The organism is Klebsiella sp. 141198, from assembly GCF_050600785.1.
Lineage (GTDB): Bacteria > Pseudomonadota > Gammaproteobacteria > Enterobacterales > Enterobacteriaceae > Klebsiella > Klebsiella aerogenes.
This window is the reverse complement of sequence record NZ_JAQIRM010000005.1, coordinates 101,198-119,844: the sequence shown is the minus strand read 5'-3', so window position 1 is coordinate 119,844 and position 18,647 is coordinate 101,198. Positions and strand designations below refer to the sequence as shown.

At 56.0% G+C, this 18,647-nt stretch carries 18 protein-coding genes; 3 read left to right on the top strand and 15 right to left on the bottom strand.

Going from position 1 to position 18,647, the window contains the following annotated elements:
* Positions 1-200 precede the first annotated feature (200 nt).
* Positions 201-1,868 (top strand): energy-dependent translational throttle protein EttA, encoded by a 1,668-nt coding sequence (ettA, locus tag PGR10_RS18345; protein ID WP_015704325.1) that lies wholly within the window; start codon positions 201-203, stop codon positions 1,866-1,868.
* A gap of 97 nt (positions 1,869-1,965) precedes the next feature.
* On the opposite strand, the gene nadR is transcribed toward ettA, so the two are convergent.
* The 3 genes from nadR to serB all read right to left on the bottom strand — a co-directional run bounded on the left by nadR (position 1,966) and on the right by serB (position 5,629).
* On the bottom strand, positions 1,966-3,198 hold the full coding sequence (gene nadR / locus PGR10_RS18340; protein WP_020079664.1) for a multifunctional transcriptional regulator/nicotinamide-nucleotide adenylyltransferase/ribosylnicotinamide kinase NadR: 1,233 nt from the start codon (positions 3,196-3,198) through the stop codon (positions 1,966-1,968).
* Between the two features lie 67 nt (positions 3,199-3,265).
* Positions 3,266-4,648, bottom strand: coding sequence for a DNA repair protein RadA (gene radA, locus PGR10_RS18335; RefSeq protein WP_015368375.1), 1,383 nt, complete (start codon positions 4,646-4,648; stop codon positions 3,266-3,268).
* A 9-nt stretch (positions 4,649-4,657) separates the two neighbouring features.
* A complete protein-coding gene (gene serB, locus PGR10_RS18330; protein ID WP_430923903.1) occupies positions 4,658-5,629 on the bottom strand; it encodes a phosphoserine phosphatase in 972 nt (323 codons plus the stop codon).
* Between the two features lie 104 nt (positions 5,630-5,733).
* Between serB and PGR10_RS18325 the strand changes: the two genes are divergently transcribed.
* Positions 5,734-6,366: a YtjB family periplasmic protein gene (locus PGR10_RS18325; RefSeq protein WP_015368377.1), complete on the top strand. Its 633-nt coding sequence runs from the start codon at positions 5,734-5,736 to the stop codon at positions 6,364-6,366.
* Between the two features lie 17 nt (positions 6,367-6,383).
* A complete protein-coding gene (gene lplA, locus PGR10_RS18320) occupies positions 6,384-7,400 on the top strand; it encodes a lipoate--protein ligase LplA (protein ID WP_213795017.1) in 1,017 nt (338 codons plus the stop codon).
* Between the two features lie 79 nt (positions 7,401-7,479).
* Here the strand turns inward: lplA and deoD are convergent, their stop codons facing one another.
* The 12 genes from deoD to PGR10_RS18260 all read right to left on the bottom strand — a co-directional run bounded on the left by deoD (position 7,480) and on the right by PGR10_RS18260 (position 18,619).
* A complete protein-coding gene (deoD, locus tag PGR10_RS18315; protein WP_002887789.1) occupies positions 7,480-8,199 on the bottom strand; it encodes a purine-nucleoside phosphorylase in 720 nt (239 codons plus the stop codon).
* A gap of 197 nt (positions 8,200-8,396) precedes the next feature.
* Positions 8,397-9,620, bottom strand: a complete 1,224-nt coding sequence (deoB, locus tag PGR10_RS18310; protein WP_045395913.1) for a phosphopentomutase — start codon at positions 9,618-9,620, stop codon at positions 8,397-8,399.
* A gap of 52 nt (positions 9,621-9,672) precedes the next feature.
* Positions 9,673-10,995, bottom strand: coding sequence for a thymidine phosphorylase (deoA, locus tag PGR10_RS18305; RefSeq protein ID WP_430923902.1), 1,323 nt, complete (start codon positions 10,993-10,995; stop codon positions 9,673-9,675).
* A gap of 113 nt (positions 10,996-11,108) precedes the next feature.
* Positions 11,109-11,888, bottom strand: coding sequence for a deoxyribose-phosphate aldolase (gene deoC / locus PGR10_RS18300; protein WP_015368381.1), 780 nt, complete (start codon positions 11,886-11,888; stop codon positions 11,109-11,111).
* Between the two features lie 408 nt (positions 11,889-12,296).
* Positions 12,297-13,082, bottom strand: coding sequence for a TatD family hydrolase (locus PGR10_RS18295; protein ID WP_213795019.1), 786 nt, complete (start codon positions 13,080-13,082; stop codon positions 12,297-12,299).
* Complete coding sequence (locus PGR10_RS18290) at positions 13,079-14,152, bottom strand: patatin-like phospholipase family protein (protein WP_087858213.1); 1,074 nt, start codon at positions 14,150-14,152, stop codon at positions 13,079-13,081. Before PGR10_RS18290 ends, PGR10_RS18295 begins: the two co-directional genes overlap by 4 nt.
* A gap of 151 nt (positions 14,153-14,303) precedes the next feature.
* Complete coding sequence (locus PGR10_RS18285) at positions 14,304-14,465, bottom strand: DUF1328 domain-containing protein (protein WP_015368384.1); 162 nt, start codon at positions 14,463-14,465, stop codon at positions 14,304-14,306.
* Between the two features lie 123 nt (positions 14,466-14,588).
* Positions 14,589-15,200: a molecular chaperone OsmY gene (gene osmY / locus PGR10_RS18280; protein ID WP_020079668.1), complete on the bottom strand. Its 612-nt coding sequence runs from the start codon at positions 15,198-15,200 to the stop codon at positions 14,589-14,591.
* 217 nt (positions 15,201-15,417) lie between these two features.
* Entirely contained in the window at positions 15,418-17,007 is a 1,590-nt protein-coding gene (gene prfC / locus PGR10_RS18275) for a peptide chain release factor 3 (RefSeq protein WP_045395922.1), read from the bottom strand.
* Positions 17,008-17,098: 91 nt separating this feature from the next.
* Complete coding sequence (yjjG, locus tag PGR10_RS18270; RefSeq protein WP_416725122.1) at positions 17,099-17,776, bottom strand: pyrimidine 5'-nucleotidase; 678 nt, start codon at positions 17,774-17,776, stop codon at positions 17,099-17,101.
* A 14-nt stretch (positions 17,777-17,790) separates the two neighbouring features.
* Positions 17,791-18,237 carry a ribosomal protein S18-alanine N-acetyltransferase gene (rimI, locus tag PGR10_RS18265; RefSeq protein ID WP_430923901.1) on the bottom strand — a complete coding sequence of 149 codons (447 nt, stop codon included), beginning with the start codon at positions 18,235-18,237 and terminating at the stop codon, positions 17,791-17,793.
* Positions 18,206-18,619, bottom strand: coding sequence for a DNA polymerase III subunit psi (locus PGR10_RS18260; RefSeq protein WP_213193284.1), 414 nt, complete (start codon positions 18,617-18,619; stop codon positions 18,206-18,208). Before PGR10_RS18260 ends, rimI begins: the two co-directional genes overlap by 32 nt.
* Positions 18,620-18,647: the final 28 nt, after the last annotated feature.

The window sequence follows — 18,647 nt, the reverse complement described above, 5'->3', positions numbered from 1 at the left end:
GTGCATCACCGCGGCATCGTGCCGCTTCAAAAAATTCAGGTATTGCTTAGTTATGCTAATCAGACAACTGAAAACATGCCATGTCCTGAACATTTTTTTACGCTTCTGTGAATCCTGTCGCCTCGCTGGGATTACCGCGCGAAAAAGGCTACACTTCGCCTTTGAACTATCTATCAGAATAGAAAGAGGCGAAGTCCAACGTGGCTCAATTCGTTTATACCATGCATCGTGTCGGCAAAGTGGTTCCGCCGAAACGTCATATTTTGAAAAATATCTCCCTCAGTTTCTTCCCTGGCGCGAAAATCGGTGTTCTCGGTCTGAACGGCGCCGGTAAATCTACCCTGCTGCGCATCATGGCCGGTATCGACACCGAGATCGAAGGTGAAGCGCGCCCGCAGCCCGGTATCAAAATTGGCTACCTGCCGCAGGAGCCGCAGCTGAATCCGGAGCACACCGTGCGCGAATCCGTTGAAGAAGCGGTCGCCGAAGTGGTTAACGCGCTGAAAGGCCTGGACGAAGTTTATGCCAAATACGCCGAGCCGGATGCCGACTTCGATAAGCTTGCCGCGCAACAGGGCAAGTTCGAAGAGATCATCCAGGCGCACGACGGCCATAACCTGAACGTACAGCTGGAGCGTGCGGCCGATGCCCTGCGCCTGCCGGACTGGGATGCGAAAATCGCCACTCTTTCCGGTGGTGAACGCCGCCGCGTCGCGCTATGCCGCCTGCTGCTGGAAAAACCAGACATGCTGCTGCTCGACGAACCGACTAACCACCTCGACGCCGAATCCGTCGCCTGGCTGGAACGCTTCCTGCACGATTTCGAAGGCACCGTGGTGGCGATTACCCACGACCGTTACTTCCTCGATAACGTCGCTGGTTGGATCCTCGAACTTGACCGCGGTGAAGGTATTCCGTGGGAAGGCAACTACTCCTCCTGGCTGGAGCAAAAAGATCAGCGTCTGGCGCAGGAAGCTTCTCAGGAAGCCGCACGCCGCAAATCTATCGAGAAAGAACTCGAGTGGGTTCGTCAGGGCGCGAAAGGCCGTCAGTCTAAAGGCAAAGCCCGTCTGGCGCGCTTTGAAGAGCTTAACAACGTCGAATACCAGAAACGTAACGAGACCAACGAACTGTTCATTCCGCCAGGAGCGCGTCTGGGCGATAAAGTTCTGGAAGTCAGCAATCTGCGCAAATCTTACGGCGACCGCGTACTGATTGACGATCTGAGCTTCTCCGTACCGAAAGGCGCTATCGTTGGTATCATCGGTCCGAACGGCGCAGGTAAATCCACCCTGTTCCGCATGATGTCAGGCCAGGAACAGCCTGATTCCGGCACCATCACGCTGGGTGAAACCGTTAAACTTGCTTCCGTCGATCAGTTCCGCGACGCGATGGACAACAGCAAGACCGTTTGGGAAGAAGTGTCCGGCGGCCTGGATATCATGAAGATCGGCAACACCGAGATGCCGAGCCGCGCCTACGTTGGCCGCTTTAACTTCAAAGGCGTCGACCAGGGCAAACGCGTTGGCGAGCTGTCCGGCGGTGAGCGTGGGCGTCTGCACCTGGCGAAGCTGCTGCAGGTCGGCGGTAACGTACTGCTGCTCGATGAACCAACCAACGACCTGGATATCGAAACCCTGCGCGCGCTAGAAAACGCCCTGCTGGAGTTCCCGGGCTGCGCCATGGTTATCTCGCACGACCGTTGGTTCCTTGACCGTATCGCGACCCACATTCTGGATTACCAGGATGAAGGTAAGGTTGAGTTCTTCGAAGGTAACTTTACCGAGTACGAAGAGTACAAGAAACGCACCCTCGGCGCCGATGCGCTGGAACCGAAGCGTATCAAGTACAAACGCATTGCCAAGTAATCTGTAAGTGCCGGGTGGCGCTACGCTTATCCGGCCTACCAGGCGTGTAGCACTTGTAGGCCGGATAAGGCGTTTACGCCGCCATCCGGCAAAAAGCCTACCCCTGCTCGCCCATCAACTGCTTCACCAGCTCAACGCAGCGCAGGAACCGGGCGTCGTAGTCCGACTCTTCCACGTGCACGAACTCAATGTCGTTTTCTTTCAACAGCGATACCAGCAGCGTCTGAAACTCTTTGCGATCTACCGAACTACCGAGGCTACGCAGCCCATCGGCCACCCACGGCGTGTTGTTCTCCAGCAGGATCACCAGATCAAAGCGGTATTCATCGATTAACGCCTGCACGAACGGATGTTCGCGGCCTTCGTACTTCAGGCAGAAGGCCTGAGTGCTGACGAAGTCAGTATCGATAAACGCCACTTTATTGGCGTATTTCACCGCGAAATCAATGTACTGTGCGTGCCCCAGCGCGATTTTATCGTAATCGGAATACTGCAACGCCATTTCATCGCCGCCGAGGTGTGAAAAGACGTAATCGCGGCCATATTCCCAGGCGCTGGTGGTATTGAAGATATTGGCGAGCTTATTCACCAGCGTCGATTTACCGCTCGACTCGCCGCCGAGGATCGCCACCGTACGCACAAAGAACGGTTTTACTTCGGTCGGAATATATTCCCAATAGCGGAACGGGTTTTCGCGGATCTGGCCGCCGCTGATACTCATGAAGGTTCGCTTCGGATCGATAAGCACGGTTTCGATCCCCAGATGTTCCAGATACTGCGGCGCATCGGCCTCTTCTGAGGTATAAATCCAGTTTGGCTCGATTCCCTTTTCACTCATGAAGGCGCGGATCCCGCGGCTCCAGACGTCCCAACCGTGCGGGTACGGCTCCATCCCTTCTTCGTTGAAGGCGTGGATGCGAATGTTTTTTTGATATTTAAAGGTTTGCAGCAGCCAGCGCAGACGATCGGGAACCGTCGGCTGTTGCGACATGGCGCTCTCTTCGAACAGCTCGCGGTCGCGAGTGTCGTCATAGCCCATGATGATATGAAGCTCATCGACCTGGCTACAGGCGCGCTGAATCAGGTAAATATGCCCGGTATGCAGCGGATAAAATTTACCAAAAACCACCCCGACGCTTTTCTGTTTGCGCGGGAATTCAAGGCCGAGGAAGCGGTGTAACGCTTCAAGCTTCTGGGCGCTCGGGCTTTTGATTTTCGCGTTTAATAGCTGACTGAGATAACCTTTGGTCATCCCGCTGGCTTCCGCCACCTGCTGCAGCGTACAACCCTTTTGCTTAATGGCGTTTTTCAGATAGTCGAATGACGACATAGTTTATGCGTGCCTCCTGCAAACTCGGGTTTGATACCCGTCATACCCTGAAGTATGACGGGTATCATTATAAGTCGTCAAAAACGCTCAGCGCATCGGCCAGTTTTTTCACGCCAAAGATTTGCATCCCTTCTGGCGCTTTTTTGGGCACATTGGCCGCCGGGACGATGGCGCGACGGAACCCGTGCTTCGCCGCCTCGGAAATACGTTCCTGGCCGCTTGGCACCGGGCGAATTTCACCGGCTAATCCGACTTCGCCAAAGACCACCAGATCCTGCGGCAACGGGCGATCGCGCAGGCTCGAAACCATCGCCAGCAGCAGCGCCAGATCGGCGCTGGTTTCAGTGACCTTAACCCCGCCAACCACGTTAACGAAGACGTCCTGATCGGCCATCTGCAGGCCGCCATGGCGGTGCAGCACCGCCAGCAGGATCGCCAGACGGTTCTGTTCCAGGCCTACCGCTACGCGACGCGGATTAGACATCATCGAGTGATCGACCAATGCCTGGATCTCAACCAGCAGCGGGCGGGTGCCTTCCCATACCACCATGACCGAGCTGCCGGAGGTGACTTCATCGCCGCGGCTGAGGAAAATGGCGGAGGGGTTGCTGACTTCGCGCAGGCCTTGCTCGGTCATCGCGAAGACGCCGAGTTCGTTGACCGCGCCAAAGCGGTTTTTATGGCTGCGCAACGTGCGGAAACGGGAATCGGCATCACCGTCCAGCAGCACCGAGCAGTCAATACAGTGTTCCAGTACTTTCGGCCCGGCCAGCGAGCCATCTTTGGTGACGTGGCCGACCATCACGATCGCCACGCCGCGAGTTTTGGCAAAGCGCGTCAGATAAGCCGCGGTTTCACGTACCTGGGCCACGCTCCCCGGCGACGACTGGACATCAGCCATATGCATCACCTGGATGGAGTCGATGACCATCAGCTGCGGCTTTTCTTCATCGGCGATCTGGCAGATTTGCTCGATGCTGGTCTCCGAGAGCATATTCAGGTTCGCCGTCGGCAGCCCGAGACGATGCGCGCGCATCGCTACCTGCTGCAGGGATTCTTCCCCGGTGACGTACAGCGTTTTCATCCCTTCGGCCAGCTTGCAGAGGGTTTGCAGCAGCAGCGTCGATTTCCCGGCGCCGGGGTTGCCGCCGATTAGAATCGCGCTACCCGGAACCACGCCGCCGCCGAGCACGCGGTCGAACTCTTTAAATCCGGTGGAGAAACGCGGCAGCGCCTCCAGGCTTATCTCCGACAGCTTCTGTACCTTCGACACGCCGGCATTACCAGCGTAACCTGACAGACGCTCGTTTCTCGCCACCTGCGGCGAGGCGGCGATGCGCATCTCGGTGATGGTGTTCCAGGCATGACAGGCGCTGCACTGCCCCTGCCAGCGCGGATAATCCGCACCACATTCATTACAGACAAATGCGCGTTTTGGAGCTTTCGCCACGTTAACCTCTTACTTTTGATTCATGCTGCCAGAGAGAATACAGAATACCCCCATCAGGTCAGCATGGCGGATGGTGACTTCCGCCTGTTCATTGACTTTTGGTTTCGCATGATAGGCAATGCCGAGACCTGCCGCCTTGATCATCGGCAGATCGTTGGCGCCATCGCCAATCGCCACGGTTTGCGCCGACGGAATTTCATATTTTTCCGCCAGTTTACGTAGAGTGTTGGCTTTATATTTGGCATCGACAATGTCGCCGATAACGTTGCCGGTGAGCTTCCCGTCTATAATTTCCAGCTCGTTGGCGAATACCGCGTCGAGATGCAGCTTATCGCGCAGGTATTCGGCAAAGAAGGTAAAGCCGCCGGAGGCGATGGCCACCTTCCAGCCCAGCGTTTCCAGCTTCAGCACCAGTTGCGTCAGCCCCGGCATCAGCGGCAGCGCTTCCCGCACCTGCAACAGGATGTTCGCGTCGGCGTCTTTCAGAGTGGCGACGCGCTGGCGCAGGCTGGCGGTGAAGTCGAGCTCGCCGCGCATCGCGCGTTCGGTCACTTCCGAGACCAGCTCGCCGGTGCCGGCAAGCTTAGCGATTTCATCGATACATTCGATCTGAATCGCCGTGGAGTCCATATCCATCACCAACAGGCCCGGCGTGCGTAGATGCGGGATTTTTCCCAGCGGCGCGACGTCCAGCCCGGCCTCGTGGGCCAGACGCGTGGCGCGCTGCGTCAGCGAACCCGCCAGGCGAATCACCTGATAATCCTCCACGACCCAGGAAGAGACGATGACCAGCGCCGCGCCGAGCTCGCGCTGCCACGCCGTCAGCCGACGTTTATCGAGACCGCGACCATACAGCAGCCAGCCGCTGCGCCCGGCGTGATAATCCAGCGGCATGACCTCGTCGCCGCTCAGGGAAAGCGGCAACCCAGGCCACAAGGAAACATCTTCGGGCAGGTCGCACCAGGTCAAACTGTTAGGCATTACGGCTCCACATCTCTTCATTCAGGCGAGGAAAATAACGCATGAGGCTACCTTGTAACCAGCGCTTCTGGCAACATTAAGCTGCAAATTTTCAAAGGTGGAATATGGTACGAGCAAAACTGAAATTCCGACTGCATCGCGCCGTCATTGTTCTGATCTGTCTCGCGCTTCTCGTCGCGCTGATGCAAGGCGCCTCATGGTTCAGTCAGAATAGCCAAAAGCAGCGTAATCCGCAGCTGGAAGAGCTGGCGCGAACGCTGGCGCAGCAGGTTACGCTGAACCTGGCGCCGCTGATGCGTAGCGAAACGCCCGACGAAAAGCGCATTACCCGCCTGCTGGAACAGCTGACGGATAAAAGCCGGGTGCTCGATGCCGGAGTATATGATGAACAGGGCGATCTGGTGGCTCGCTCCGGCGAAAGCGTCGACGTGCGCGACCGCCTGGCGTTGGATGGCAAAAAAGCCGGCGGCTACTTTAACCAGCAAATCGTCGAGCCGATCCTCGGCAAAAACGGCCCGGTCGGCTATCTGCGCCTGACGCTGGATACCCACACGTTGGCCACTGAGGCGAAACAGGTGGATAATACCACCAATATCTTACGCCTGATGCTGCTGTTGTCGCTGGCAATCGGCGTGGTGCTGACCCGCACATTGCTGCAGGGTAAACGTACCCGCTGGCAGCAATCGCCCTTCCTGCTCACCGCGAATAAGCCCGTCCAGGACGAAGATAAAGATTAACCAGACAAGGATATCCTATGCCGACGCTCCGCCTGTTGCTCTCCGACTCCTACGACCCCTGGTTTAACCTGGCGGTAGAAGAGTGTATTTTCCGCCAGATGCCGGCCACCCAACGGGTGCTGTTTCTGTGGCGCAACGCCGACACCGTGGTGATTGGCCGCGCGCAGAACCCCTGGAAGGAGTGCAATACCCGGCGCATGGAAGAAGATAACGTGCGGCTGGCCCGGCGCAGCAGCGGCGGCGGCGCGGTATTCCACGACCTCGGCAATACCTGCTTTACCTTTATGGCGGGCAAACCGGAATACGACAAAACCGTTTCTACCGCTATCGTGCTGGCGGCGTTGAATTCGCTTGGCGTGACCGCGGAGGCCTCCGGGCGCAACGATCTGGTGGTCAAAACCGACAACGGCGATCGCAAGGTTTCTGGCTCCGCCTATCGCGAAACGATGGACCGCGGTTTTCATCACGGCACTCTGCTGCTAAACGCCGACTTAAGCCGTCTCGCCAACTATCTTAATCCGGACAAAAAAAAGCTGCAGGCCAAGGGCATTACCTCGGTACGCGGGCGCGTGGCGAACCTGGTTGAACTCCTACCGGGCATTACCCACCAGCAGATTTGCGAAGCCATTCAGGAGGCATTCTTCAACCATTACGGCGAACGGGTAGCGGCGGAAGTCATTTCGCCGGACAACACGCCGGATCTGCCGAATTTTGCCGAGACCTTCGCCCGCCAGAGCAGTTGGGAGTGGAACTTCGGTCAGGCGCCCGCTTTCTCTCACCTGCTGGATGAGCGCTTTCGCTGGGGCGGCGTCGAGCTGCATTTTGACGTCGAGAAGGGCCATATCACCCGCGCGCAGGCTTTTACCGATAGCCTGAACCCGGCGCCGCTCGAGGCGCTGGCGGCACGATTAGTCGGTTGTCAGTATCGGGCGGAAATATTACAGCAGCAGTGTGAGGCGCTACTCGCAGATTTCCCGGAGCAGGAAGCGGAACTGAAAGAACTGTCGGCGTGGATGGCCGGCGCGGTGCGCTGATAAAAAAGCCCGCTGCGCTTAGCGGGCCAGGGAAACCGTAGGCCGGGTCAGGCGAAGCCGCCACCCGGCACAACAGGTCTTACTCTTTATCGCCCAGTAGTACGGATTCCAGCGCGATTTTGATCATATCGTTGAAGGTCGTCTGACGCTCAGCGGCAGTGGTCTGCTCATGGGTACGGATATGATCGGAAACGGTGCAGATGGTCAGCGCTTTCGCGCCGAACTCCGCCGCGACGCCATAAATGCCGGCCGCTTCCATTTCCACGCCCAGAATGCCGTATTTTTCCATCACGTCGAACATAGACGGGTCCGGCGTATAGAACAGGTCAGCGGAGAAGATGTTGCCGACGCGCGCGTCAACGCCCAGCGCTTTGGCTGCGTCTACCGCGTTACGTACCATGCCGAAATCGGCAATCGCCGCGAAGTCATGGTCTTTGAAGCGCAGACGGTTGACTTTAGAGTCGGTGCACGCGCCCATGCCGATAACCACATCACGCAGTTTGACATCTTCACGTACCGCGCCGCAGGAGCCGACACGGATGATTTTTTTCACGCCGAAATCGGTGATCAGCTCTTTGGTGTAGATAGAGCAGGATGGGATACCCATACCGTGGCCCATCACGGAGATTTTGCGGCCTTTGTAGGTACCGGTGAAGCCCAGCATGCCGCGCACGTTGTTTACTTCACGCACGTCTTCGAGGAAGGTTTCTGCAATGTGCTTCGCGCGCAGCGGGTCGCCCGGCATCAAAACTACGTCAGCGAAATCGCCCATTTCTGCGTTAATGTGTGGGGTAGCCATCGTTTTATCCTTATATAAATTGTTCGAGCCTGATGGCGGCTACGCCTTGTCAGGCCTACAAAACGTATTCAAATACCCTAAGGATTTCGCGTTGTAGGAAGGCGACGAATTCGTGAATCCCCGGGAGCATAGATTAACTATGTGACCGGGGTGAGCGAATGAAGTCAACGCATCTACAGCGCGAAAGACAACGGGTATTACAGCATGTTTTTACCGTACGCCATCGGCGACGTACCAAAGTATGTCGCCAGCGTCTGGCCGATATCCGCGAAAGTTTCGCGGTGGCCTAACGAACCCGGCTTCACTTTCGGACCGTACACCAGCACCGGAATGTGCTCGCGAGTGTGGTCGGTACCGGTCCAGGTCGGGTCGCAGCCGTGGTCGGCGGTGAGGATCAGAATGTCGTCTTCCCCAACCAGCTCCATCAGCTCCGGCAGACGGCGGTCAAACAGTTCCAGACCCGCTGCGTAGCCAGCGACGTCACGACGGTGACCCCAGGAGGAGTCAAAGTCGACGAAGTTAGTGAAGACGATAGTCTCGTCGCCCGCTTCCTTCATCTCTTTGATGGTCGCGTCGAACAGCGCGTCCAGCCCGGTGGCTTTCACTTTCTTAGTGATACCGCAGTTGGCGTAGATGTCGGCGATTTTACCCACGGAAACCACGTGACCGTTTTTCTCGTCGACCAGCTTTTGCAGCACGGTCGGCGCCGGCGGTTCGACCGCCAGGTCGTGACGGTTACCGGTACGCTGGAAGTTACCGGCTTTGTCGCCAACAAACGGACGCGCAATCACGCGGCCAATGTTATAGCCGCCTTCGGTCAGTTCTTCACGGGCGATTTCGCACAGCTCATACAGCTTGTCGAGACCGAAAGTCTCTTCGTGACAGGCTATCTGGAACACCGAGTCAGCAGAGGTATAGAAAATCGGTTTCCCGGTTTTCATATGCTCTTCACCCAGTTGATCCAGAATCACGGTACCGGATGAGTGGCAGTTGCCGAGGTAGCCCGGCAGGTTCGCGCGCTTAACCAGTTTATCCAGCAGTTCCTGCGGGAAGCTGTTCTCGTGATCGCTGAAGTAGCCCCAGTCAAACAGCACCGGCACGCCGGCGATTTCCCAGTGGCCAGACGGCGTATCTTTACCAGAAGAGAGTTCATGCGCCCAGGCATAGGCGCCAACGACTTCGGCATTACCGTCCATACCGGCGGCAATTTTACCGGTAGAACCTTCATGCGCTTTCACCAGGCCCAGACGGGTCAGGTTAGGTAAATTCAGCGGGCCTTTACGACCATTGTCAGCTTCACCTTTGGCGCAGGCTTCCGCAATGTGGCCCATGGTATCGGCGCCCACATCGCCAAAGCGGTCAGCATCTTCCGTTGCGCCAATCCCAAAGGAGTCCAGCACCATAATAAATGCACGTTTCATCTTGTTCTCCATACATCATGCGCTGCAAAAAAGCGATCAGATCAGTATATCGCTACTTGGTGATTCGGCGATAGACCGTCGGTGTAATTTCTGGGGCTTGAGCGTCCAGTTTAATTGCCGCTTTCACGGCTTTGGCCGCTTCCTGCCAGCTGGATTCATCTTTCGCATGAATCACCGCCAGCGGACGTTCGCCATCGACTTTATCGCCAAGGCGCGCCATATCGGTAAAGCCAACGCTGTAGTCAATAGTATCGGAAGCCTGACGACGACCACCGCCCATCGACACCACCGCCATCCCCAGCGCGCGGGTATCCATTTCAGAGACAAATCCGGCGCCTTCAGCATAGACGGCTTTGCTCAGCATTGCCGTCGGCAGGTATTTCGCATAGTTTTCGACAAAGTCGTTCGGCCCCTTCTGCGCCGCCACCATACGGCCAAAGACTTCGGCCGCTTTACCGTTATCCAGCACCGCCTGCAATTTCGCGCGCGCCTCGGCGTTATCCGCCGCCAGCTTGCCGGAAATCAGCATTTCCACACACAGCGCCATGGTGACGTCGTACAGGCGTGGGTTACGATATTCACCGGTCAGGAACTGCACCGCTTCGCGAACTTCAACGGCGTTACCCGCACTGGAGGCCAGCACCTGGTTCATATCAGTTAACAGCGCGGTCGTGCGCACGCCGGCGCCGTTGGAGACGCCAACGATCGCTTCGGCAAGCGCTTCAGAAAGCTCATACGTCGGCATAAAGGCGCCGCTGCCGACTTTGACGTCCATCACCAGCGCATCCAGACCTTCCGCCAGTTTCTTGGCCAGAATAGACGCGGTAATCAGCGGGATGGAATCCACCGTCGCGGTAATATCGCGGGTGGCATAGAAACGTTTGTCAGCCGGGGCGAGCGAGCTGGTCTGCCCGATGATCGCCACGCCGACATCTTTAATAATTTCGCGGAAACGCGCGTCGTCCGGGAAGATATCGAAGCCCGGGATCGCTTCCAGTTTATCAAGCGTACCGCCGGTATGGCCGAGACCGCGCCCGGAGATCATCGGTACGTAACCGCCGCAGGCGGCAACCATTGGCCCCAGCATCAGCGAGGTGACGTCACCCACGCCGCCGGTCGAGTGTTTATCGACGATTGGGCCGTTGAGGTTAAGGCTTTTCCAGTCGAGAACGGTTCCTGAATCCCGCATCGCCATGGTCAGCGAAACACGTTCCGGCATAGACATATCATGGAAGAAGATGGTCATCGCCAGCGCGGCGATCTGTCCTTCAGAGATAGTATTATCGCGGATGCCGTTGATGAAAAAGCGAATCTCCTCATCGCTTAATGCATGACCATCACGTTTTTTACGAATAATTTCTTGTGCGAGAAACACGGTAACCTCCCAAATGGTATAAATCGCCGGATGGCGGCGCGAGCGCCTTATCCGGCCTACAGGCATCAATTCGTAGGCCGGATAAGCGAAGCACCATCCGGCATATCAAGGGATTAGTAGCTGCTGGCGCTCTTACCGTCGCCGTGACCCAGGGCTTTCAGCAGGCTAGCCAACAGGCTTGATGCGCCGAAACGGTAGTGACGGGAATCAGCCCAATCGGCGCCGAACAGTTCATCGGCAATCGCCAGGAACTGCTGCGCGTCTTCCGCGCTGCGCACGCCGCCGGCAGGTTTGAAGCCAACGGTTTTCTCAACGCCCATATCGCGGATGACTTCCATCATGATGCGCGCGCTTTCCGGCGTCGCATTTACCGGCACTTTACCGGTCGAAGTTTTGATGAAATCCGCGCCCGCTTTAATAGAGATTTCAGACGCTTTACGAATCAACGCTTCTTCTTTCAGTTCGCCGGTTTCGATGATCACTTTCAGCAGCACATTCGCCGCCGCACAAGCTTCTTTACAGGCTTTCACCAGATCAAAACCAACCTGCTCGTTACCAGCGATCAGCGCGCGGTACGGGAAAACCACATCCACTTCATCCGCGCCATAGGCGATTGCCGCGCGGGTTTCCGCCAGCGCGATATCAATATCGTCATTACCATGCGGGAAGTTAGTCACCGTCGCGATACGGATGTCCGGCGTTCCTTGTTCGTTCAGCGTCTTACGGGCAATCGGGATAAAACGCGGGTAGATACAGACAGCGGCGGTATTACCCACCGGGGTTTTCGCCTGATGACACAGCGCGATCACCTTCTCATTGGTGTCGTCATCATTCAGGGTGGTCAGATCCATCAGTTTCAACGCGCGCAGGCTGCTTGCTTTCAAATCAGTCATTTCATACTCCGACGGCGTATTGCCGGTTCAATAGTTTGTTCACCTTGCGAGCCTGTTACTATTGTAACAACCGCTCGCCATTACACTTCGACATTCATCACAGTTAATGAAAACTAATTACTAATTTGCACTACTGTAATGCGACATAACTCACAATTAACCATCGATTACCGCCAATCTACCGGTCATGTCCTGTTTAAGCATAATCGGCAAACCTAAGTTCTTATCGATGTTATTATTCTAACATATCAAAACGAATTATCTCGACGTTATGGCGCACAAATTGTGCAACCACTGGCCACAAATATACTTTCTAATTGAAATGTAATAGATTTTAGATTTACAAAAAATGATGGGATTATCACACCCTGCCAGAGCCGGGGACGACTTTGCCCAGAAGGTGGGCCGTTAGAGAGTGAGCGCGGTAAAGAGGCTTTTGGTATTCGCCAGTAGTGCCGCTTCAATTTCCTGCGCCGGTTCCGCGCGCAGTTCACATAACGCGTCAAAGACGCGGGCCGCCTGTTCCGGACGGTTTGGCTGCCCCTGAAAACCATTCAGCGGCATATCCGGAGCATCGGTTTCCAGCAGCAGTGAAGAAAGCGGCAGGCGCGCCATGACATCGCGAGTTTTGCTGGCGCGGGGATAAGTAATGGTGCCGCCAACGCCAATCTTATAGCCCAGTTGTACAAAACGCTCCGCCTGCTGCAGACTGCCGGAAAAACCATGCACCACCCCGGCACGCGGCAGGTTATGTTTTTTTAGCATCATCGCCAGCTTATCGTGCGTGCGCCGCGAATGCAGGATCACCGGTAAATCGTAACGCTTCGCCAGCCGCAGCTGCGCTTCCAGCAGCGCCTGCTGGCGGTCGAATTGTGGATCGTCGCGGTAGAGATCGAGACCAATCTCTCCGATGGCCACGAGTTTTGGATGACGCTGTGCAAGATAACTTTCCAGTTGCGCTAACCCGCGGTCATCATGCTGTTCGATAACAATAGGATGCATCCCTAGCGCGGCATACAGCGGCTCGTGTTGCTCCGCCAGCGCCAGCACGCGAGCAAAGCGCCCGGCGGATATTGACGGCACGATAATACGCCCAACGCCCAGCTGCGCCGCCCTCGCGATACTCGCGGGTTCATCATCTTCAAACGGGGGAAAATCGAAGTGACAGTGGGTATCAATAAAGCGTAACGTCACGCCAGATCCTCGTTATTAAAGCTGGGGTCATTGGCCTGCGGCGCGGTGATAATCGCCTGTTGCGGCGCTTCATTCGCCACCGGCAGCGGCGGCACCACCACCGGGGTCGGCCTTGCCACACGCGGCGCATGGCGTAACAGCGGCGGTTGTTCGGTCAGCAGCTTCCCTACCGTGGCGAGGAAGTAGCGGCCGCACTGGCGCCCGGTTTTATAATCTTCCAGCAGCGCCGGCAGACGGCTGCCAAGCGCCATACTGCGCAGCGGCCGTTGCGGATAGATTTCGAATATCCGCAGTTTACCCGGCGGTTTTTCAATAAACTGCTGCGTCGCGCGATAGGTGGTTTCGTGGTGCTGCACCAGGTTCACAAAAGGCTGCAGACTGCTCTCCCCAAGCCAACGTTCCATTCGTTTAAACCACTGCGGAGTGTAGAACATCTGCGAAGGGACGGTACGGATCACCACGATAGTCTGCGCGCCGCGCCGCGCCGCTTCCTGCACCGGGATCGCATCGCTGACGCCGCCATCGAGGTAGTTCACGCCATCCAGCAGGACACCGCTACGGTAAAAACCGGGAATGGCGCTGGAGGCGCGGATCAGATCAAGCCAGGTCTGACGGGTGGGGGAAAAATAGTTTGCCGTGTAATCGTCACCGCGGCAGGCGCACATCCACAGCTCTTTACCCAGCGCGAACTGCTCCTCGGCATAGTTCATCGCCAGCGGCATTTGTTGTGCAGTGGAATCGACCAGCCAATCGAGATCGATAAGATTGCCGCCGCGTACGAAGCGCATCGGGTCGAAAAACTGCCGCGAGGTGGTATAACGCGTAATGACTTTACGGGCGTAGCCCTGCTGATTACAGATATAAGCGGAGATGTTTTGCGCGCCAGCGGAAGTACCAAGCATCAGGTCGAAAGGGTTAAATCCGGCGCGCATGAATTCGTCCAGAACCCCGGCTGTGAAAATACCTCGCTGACCACCGCCTTCGCACACCAGAGCAAGTTTGCCCGGACGGAAGGGTTTTACCGCTAACGGGGCGATATTGCCCAGCGTCACGGGAATGCGCTGCCCCACCCTGCTTTCCTGTTTGTCTATTTTGTATCATTAAAGTAACGCAAATTGTCGTCCCCTGAAACCGCAAAAGCCAGTCACATTGACTGGCTTTATGTAAGACGTTATGTCATCACTGCGCGGTTATTGATTCACGCCTTTCGGCACATGGCCTCTAGGGTCGTTTTCGCCCGGTAAACAGGCTGACCAGGAAAATGATAATACCGACAACAAAGACGATTTTAGCCGCCCACGCCGCGGTACCCGCCAGACCACCAAAACCCAATGCGGCGGCAATCAACGCGATGATCAGAAAAATAATGCCCCATCTAAACATACTGTTCTCCTTACCATATGATTAACGGTCGCTTTTCTGCGCGCTCAGGCCGCGCATACATCAACCCTGCGTACAACTCGCTCAGCGGTATCGCCGCTGGCGAATATCTTTTAATGAATACCCTTACTGCACTTTAAGATCGTTCTTCACGCTCTTAACACCGGTTACCGCTTTGGCAATGTCTGCCGCACGATCGACCTGCTTGCTCGATTCCAGGGTTCCGGAGAGGTGTACTACTCCGTTGCTGGTTTCCACCGTCACCTTACGCGACGGAACGATATCGTCCGCGAGCAGTTTGGCTTTGACTTCGCTGGTGATAGCGGTGTCGCCTGCATAGCCCTTCAGGCTTGCCGATTTTTCACCTGCCACGGTCAGCTTGTCGCTTACCGAACTCACCCCTTCGACGCCTTTCGCCGCGCTAACGGCCTGTGATTTTTGCTCAGCGCTCTCAACAGTCCCGCTTAAGGTCACGACTTTGTTTTCCGTTTTCACCGAGATATCGGTGCTACGGATACTTTTGTCATCGATCAGCGCCGCTTTGACACGGGCGGTGATCGTGCTGTCATCCATAAAATCGCCAACCTTGTTGATCGATTTATCGACGCTTTCTCCCGCGCTGGTCGCGGCGGCCTTCGCGCTATCGGTTGCGGTGGTTTCCGCATAGGTCGAGGCGCTTATCAACGCTGAGCCTAAGAAGAGAGGCAGCAATAGCCTGGCGCTCTTTAGTCTGGTCATTGGTATGCCCTCACGATGTCTGCTTTGGTAAAACAAATGGCTATTTATTCAGCCAAGTTTCTGAAAAGTGCTTAATAAATATAGTAGATGAGCGGAGATGCGGCGGAGGGTTTGAATAAAAAAGCTACGATTTGCGCAGATTTAAGAACTTTCTATGGTAAGGAGGAAGACGAGCAAAACAGGCTGGAGCGCAGCATCGCCGCGCTCCAGAGAGGTATTAGTGTTCGCGCGTTTTGCGGAACACCACATCAGGATAACGCTCTTGCGTCAGGTTCAGGTTCACCATCGTCGGGGCGATATAGGTCAGATTATCGCCGCCATCCAGCGCCAGTTGAACTTCGTTCTTACGCTTGAACTCTTCGAATTTCTTCACGTCTGTTGATTCAACCCAACGCGCGGTGGCCACGTTGACAGATTCGTAAATCGCTTCAACGTTGTATTCACTTTTCAGACGCGCTACTACCACGTCAAACTGCAGCACGCCGACGGCGCCAACGATCAGATCGTTATTAGCGATAGGGCGGAAGACCTGTACCGCGCCCTCTTCAGAGAGCTGTACCAGCCCTTTCAGCAGCTGTTTCTGCTTCAGCGGATCCTTGAGGCGAATACGACGGAACAGTTCCGGCGCGAAGTTCGGAATACCGGTGAACTTCATCATTTCGCCCTGGGTAAAGGTGTCGCCAATCTGAATGGTGCCGTGGTTATGCAGACCAATGATATCGCCCGGGTAGGCTTCTTCAACGTGCGAACGGTCGCCCGCCATAAAGGTCAGCGCGTCGGAAATCACCACGTCCTTGCCGATACGCACCTGACGCAGCTTCATGCCTTTCTCGTATTTGCCGGATACCACGCGCATAAAGGCCACGCGGTCGCGGTGTTTCGGGTCCATGTTGGCCTGAATCTTAAACACGAAGCCGGTGAATTTCTCTTCTGCGGCCGTCACTTCACGGGTATCAGTGTTACGCGGCATCGGCGCTGGCGCCCATTCCACCAGGCCATCCAGCATATGATCCACGCCGAAGTTGCCTAATGCGGTGCCGAAGAACACCGGAGTAATTTCGCCCGCCAGGAACAGATCTTTATCGAACTCGTTCGAAGCGCCCTGTACCAGTTCCAGTTCATCGCGCAGCTGCTGCGCCAGATCGTCGCCCACCGCGGCATCCAGCTCAGGGTTATTCAGCCCCTTAACAACGCGCACTTCCTGAATGGTGTGTCCTTTACCGGTCTGATAGAGGTAAGTTTCATCTTTATAAAGATGATAAACCCCTTTAAACAGCTTGCCGCAGCCGATAGGCCAGGTAATCGGCGCACAGCCGATTTTCAGCTCATTTTCGACTTCATCCAGCAATTCCATCGGATCGCGGATATCACGGTCGAGTTTGTTCATAAAGGTGAGGATCGGCGTATCGCGCAGACGGGTAACTTCCATCAGCTTGCGGGTACGATCTTCGACGCCTTTCGCCGCATCGATAACCATCAGACAGCAGTCAACCGCCGTCAGGGTACGGTAGGTATCTTCGGAGAAGTCTTCGTGCCCCGGGGTATCCAGCAGGTTAACCAGGCAGTCATGGTACGGGAACTGCATCACCGAGGTGGTAATTGAGATCCCACGCTGCTTTTCCATCTCCATCCAGTCGGATTTAGCATGCTGGCTGGAGCCGCGGCCCTTCACGGTACCGGCGGTCTGAATCGCCTGTCCGAACAGCAGCACTTTTTCAGTGATGGTGGTCTTACCGGCATCCGGGTGAGAAATAATGGCAAAAGTGCGGCGTTTGGCCACCTCTTGCAGATAAGGAGACAACGTCATAATTCAATCTTCTAAGTAAACGCGGCAACGGGCCGCGCATGTGGAATACGAAAAATTGCGGCTATTTTACCCATCAATGGGGGGGAGGCAATTAGTGTTTACACAGGAGTTGCTCCAGTTCGCTTAAAGAGGTCACCGTCCAGTCGGGCTGCAGGTCTGCCGGCAGCGTTTGCTGGTGCGCATTCAGCCAACAGGTGGCAAGCCCGGCATTGACGCCGCCGCGGATATCCGACTCGGCGGTATCGCCGACCATCAATACCCTGTCGCGCGACGGATTACCCGCCTGCGCCAGCGCATAGTCGAAGATACGCGCATCCGGCTTCGCGACGCCGACTTCCTCAGAAATAATCAGCAAATCAAAATGATCGCGCAGGCCGGTACGCTCCAGACGAGTCTGCTGCAACGAGGTAAAACCGTTGGTGATGATGCCCATTTTTACCTTGCCCTGCAGCGCATCCAGCAACGATACGGCGCCCGGCAGCGGCGCGCAGATTTCTGCCATCGCATTCATGAAAGCGTCGTTCAGTTCGCCCGGGGGGACGTTCAACCGTTCCGCCCAGCTATCAAAACGCTGATGCTGTAATTGTAGCGAGGTGATGGCGCCGTTTTGATAATCCACCCACAGCGGCTTATTAACGGCCTGATAGTCCTGAAAATCTTTGGCGGTAAATGTCACGCTATAGTCGAGAAACATCCGCTGTAAACCGCTGAAAGAGTCAAACGTAAACAACGTTTCATCGGCATCAAAGAAAATCCAGTCCCATTTCATCGTTTCACCTTGTCTTACATACTGATTGGCAGAGCCATGATAATTGCGTCTTCACGCCCGTCGGCCGTAGGGTAGTAATTGCGGCGGATAGTCGCCTCGTTAAAGCCTAAGCTTTCGTAGAGCGCGATGGCGGCGACATTCGATGCCCGCACCTCCAGCCACAGCGTGACGACGCCGAGTTTTTCTACTTCATCAATAACATGTTCCAGCAGTTCCCGTCCCAGGCCGCGGCGCTGGTAGTCGGGGTCGACGGCGATGTTAAAAAGCGTCGCTTCATCAAGGACAATCTGAGTAATGGCAAATGCCGCCATTTCTCCATCCACTGCCAGTTGGTAATTCAGATAACGTTCACCCTGATTGCTGGCAAAGGTTTGTTCGCTCCACGGAAAAGCGTGGGCGCGTTTTTCGATTTGCCAGGCTTTGGATAAATCAGCCGTGCTGAGGGTAGAAATCGTGTTCATGTGCGCAGATTTGTTGCCAGAGCGCGATGCGAGCCGGCGCGCTGCTCTGAAGTTCATCAAAAACGGGCGTCGAGACCTGGGCGCCCACCAGCGACAGCGGCGTCTCGCAGCCCAGTCGCCAGCTGTTGCAGCGGCTATTTTGCGGCAGCATCGCTACCCGGTCCGGCGTAAGCTGCAGTACCTGATCGGCGCGAATCGAGAGCGCGCGCAGAATATCGCTAATGAGCGGTTCAGTCAGCGACGGCGGGGTTTCCGCCACCATCACCAGACGAATATGTTCAGGAAGCGAGATAGCGATTTCGCCCTGCAACGCCCCCGGGCGACGCAGCGACCACTGGGTAATTCCCAGTTGCTGTAATTGCCAGTCTCGTCGGGAAGTCATAGCGAAACACTCCTGTTAAACAAGCGCG

Coding starts and splice junctions, on each gene's coding strand:
- nadR (WP_020079664.1), bottom strand. CDS start 3,198: ATGTCGTCATTCGACTATCTGAAAAACGCCATTAAGCAAAAGGGTTGT.
- serB (WP_430923903.1), bottom strand. CDS start 5,629: ATGCCTAACAGTTTGACCTGGTGCGACCTGCCCGAAGATGTTTCCTTG.
- PGR10_RS18325 (WP_015368377.1), top strand. CDS start 5,734: ATGGTACGAGCAAAACTGAAATTCCGACTGCATCGCGCCGTCATTGTT.
- lplA (WP_213795017.1), top strand. CDS start 6,384: ATGCCGACGCTCCGCCTGTTGCTCTCCGACTCCTACGACCCCTGGTTT.
- deoD (WP_002887789.1), bottom strand. CDS start 8,199: ATGGCTACCCCACACATTAACGCAGAAATGGGCGATTTCGCTGACGTA.
- deoB (WP_045395913.1), bottom strand. CDS start 9,620: ATGAAACGTGCATTTATTATGGTGCTGGACTCCTTTGGGATTGGCGCA.
- deoC (WP_015368381.1), bottom strand. CDS start 11,888: ATGACTGATTTGAAAGCAAGCAGCCTGCGCGCGTTGAAACTGATGGAT.
- PGR10_RS18285 (WP_015368384.1), bottom strand. CDS start 14,465: ATGTTTAGATGGGGCATTATTTTTCTGATCATCGCGTTGATTGCCGCC.
- osmY (WP_020079668.1), bottom strand. CDS start 15,200: ATGACCAGACTAAAGAGCGCCAGGCTATTGCTGCCTCTCTTCTTAGGC.
- prfC (WP_045395922.1), bottom strand. CDS start 17,007: ATGACGTTGTCTCCTTATCTGCAAGAGGTGGCCAAACGCCGCACTTTT.
- yjjG (WP_416725122.1), bottom strand. CDS start 17,776: ATGAAATGGGACTGGATTTTCTTTGATGCCGATGAAACGTTGTTTACG.
- rimI (WP_430923901.1), bottom strand. CDS start 18,237: ATGAACACGATTTCTACCCTCAGCACGGCTGATTTATCCAAAGCCTGG.
- PGR10_RS18260 (WP_213193284.1), bottom strand. CDS start 18,619: ATGACTTCCCGACGAGACTGGCAATTACAGCAACTGGGAATTACCCAG.